Source organism: Rhodoferax sp., assembly GCF_039922535.1.
Taxonomy (GTDB): Bacteria; Pseudomonadota; Gammaproteobacteria; order Burkholderiales; family Burkholderiaceae_C; genus Rhodoferax_B.
The window spans coordinates 1-2,280 of sequence record NZ_JBDTEM010000222.1 but is presented as its reverse complement, the minus strand read 5'-3'; the positions used below and the strand labels follow the sequence as shown (position 1 = coordinate 2,280).

The 2,280-nt window shown below is 65.9% G+C and carries 3 protein-coding genes; 2 read left to right on the top strand and 1 reads right to left on the bottom strand.

Annotated features, from left to right (window positions below):
• Together ABI213_RS10675 and ABI213_RS10670 are read left to right on the top strand one after the other, a co-directional pair.
• On the top strand, positions 1 to 829 hold an 829-nt coding region (locus ABI213_RS10675), incomplete at its 5' end, for an MlaD family protein (protein ID WP_348026990.1).
• A gap of 80 nt (positions 830 to 909) precedes the next feature.
• The gene (locus tag ABI213_RS10670) at positions 910 to 1,527 is read left to right on the top strand and encodes an ABC-type transport auxiliary lipoprotein family protein (protein ID WP_348026992.1); all 618 of its coding nucleotides are present in this window, start codon (positions 910 to 912) and stop codon (positions 1,525 to 1,527) included.
• A gap of 13 nt (positions 1,528 to 1,540) precedes the next feature.
• Here the strand turns inward: ABI213_RS10670 and ABI213_RS10665 are convergent, their stop codons facing one another.
• Entirely contained in the window at positions 1,541 to 2,080 is a 540-nt protein-coding gene (locus tag ABI213_RS10665; RefSeq protein WP_348006709.1) for a polymer-forming cytoskeletal protein, read from the bottom strand.
• Positions 2,081 to 2,280 lie beyond the last annotated feature (200 nt).

Below are 2,280 nucleotides of genomic sequence, written 5' to 3'. Positions count from 1 at the left end.
GCCCCAGGCCGCCGTGCGCTACAAGGGTGTGGCCGTGGGCAAGGTGACCCACATCGGTTTTGATCCCGACGTGGTGGGCAACGTGTTGATACGCATCGCCGTGGACGACACCACGCCGCTGTCGCCCACGGCCTTTGCCAGCCTGAGCTACCAAGGCATCACCGGCCTGGCCTTTGTACAGATCGACGATGCAGGCCAGCCGCAAGCCCCGATTCCCCCGGGCCGCAGCGGCGTGCCGCGTCTGCCGCTGGAGACCTCGCAACTCGGCAAGCTGACCCAGCAAATCCCCCACATCCTGGAGCAGGTGGACGAAGCCACGCTGCGCCTGAACCAGCTGCTGAGCGATGACAACCAAAAGCTGCTGACCGGCGTGCTGGCCAATACCGACCGCGCCACCACCAGCCTGGCCCAGCTCAGCGCCCGGCTGGAGCAAACCGTGACCCAGCGGCTGGATCCGGCGCTGGCCCGCATACCGGCCCTGGCCGACAACACCCAGCAGGCCATGCACGCACTGCAAACCGCCGCCGACACCGCCAACGGCAGTTTTGCCGCCATCGGCCAGACGGCGGCCCGCCTGAACGAAAAAGGCGGTGTGATGGACCGGCTGGCCGACGGCACGGGCGCACTCTCGCACGCCGCAGATACCTTTGGCAGCGCCACCTTGCCGCGCATCAACCGGGTGGCCGACGACGCATCCCGCGCGGCGCGGCAACTGGGCCGCACGGTGAACGGCATCAGCGAGCAACCGCAATCGCTGATCTTTGGCGGCGGCGCTGCCGTGCCCGGCCCGGGCGAGGCAGGCTTTGTGGCTCCGGCTGCGCAACCCTGAATACGGTTTACCGAGGATTTGCTATGGATATAAGAGCTGTTGGTGCAGGTAGAGTCTGCGCGAAGTGCCTATTTGGCTTGGTGTTTTTGGCCCTGGGTGCCTGCTCGGCTTTGCCCGACAAACCCCTGCGCGCCACCCAGTACGACTTCGGCCCGGCTACGGCTACGGCTACGGCTACGGCCTCGGTGGCCACTACCGCCAGCTTGCCACCGCTGGCGCTGGCCGACGTGGAAGCCCCTAGCATGAGCGACGGCGGCACTGCCATTGTGTACCGGCTGGCCTATGCCGATGCCCAGCAACTGCGCCCTTATGCCCAGGCCCGCTGGAGCGTGCCGCCCGCGCAGTTGGTTGGCCAGCGGCTGCGCGATGTGTTGGGCCAGCGCCGGGCGGTGCTGGGTGCCAGCGACAGCGCCGGTCTGGCCCGGACCAGCGGGCCTGCACCCCGGTTGTTACGTGTTGAGTTGCTGGAATTTACCCAGCTGTTCCAGTCGCCTGCCGCCAGCACGGGTCTGGTACGGCTGCGGGCCACGCTGGTAGAGCGCACGCCGCTGGGCGACAGTTTGTTGGCCCAGCGCTCTTTTAGCCTGCAGCGCCCGGCCCCCAGTGCCGACGCGCCCGGCGGTGTGCGGGCGCTGGCGGCGGCCACCGATGCCCTGGCGCAGGCGCTGGATGCCTGGCTGGACACCGTGGGGCGTTAAGTTTTTACCACTTTCAGGCCGCGATGGCCTGCAGGGCGGCTTTTGCGGGTGCGGTCTTGGCCGTGCCAAAGGCGATTTCGCCCGACAACTGGCCGCCTTCTTCGATCACCAGCTTGCCGTAGCGCACCTTGCCGGTGACTTTGCCGGTGGCGTAGATCACCAGTTTGTCGCGCACCGTCAGCTCGCCGTCAAAGGCCCCGTGGATTTCGGCAATGTCGATCTCGGCCGAGCCCTTGAAGGCCCCGGCGGCGGTGATCTGCATCAGGCGCGAATCCATCGTCGCCTCTACCGTGCCTTCGACCACCAGGGTGTCGCAGTCGGTAATCTCCACGCCCTTGAGCTTGATGTTGGGCCCCACGGTGAGGGTGCTGCCGGTGGCTTTGGCGGTGGGCTGGCCAGCCGCGGTTTCTACGGGAATGTCCACGGTGTCGGCGACCGACGGGGTCGCCAGGGGCTGGGGCCGCTGTGCCAGGGTTTGGGCCTGGGCCAGGTTGGTGCGCACGCCAAAAGCTTCGGGTTCACGCTTGCCAAAAAACGGGGTTTGTAGAGCCATGGGAGTTCCCTTCATGAAAGAAACCCATGGTAGGGGTCCAAGCCGGTTACATATCCGAACAGGATGCAAGGTATGTAACAAAATGGAAGCTAATCCACCGCAAAGATTCGTTCAAAATTCAGCCGAATGGCCGGTGCACGGCGTCATGGACAATGGTGGTTGCAGGACTTGCGCAAGTCCGTTGACTGCCCGAAGAGCCC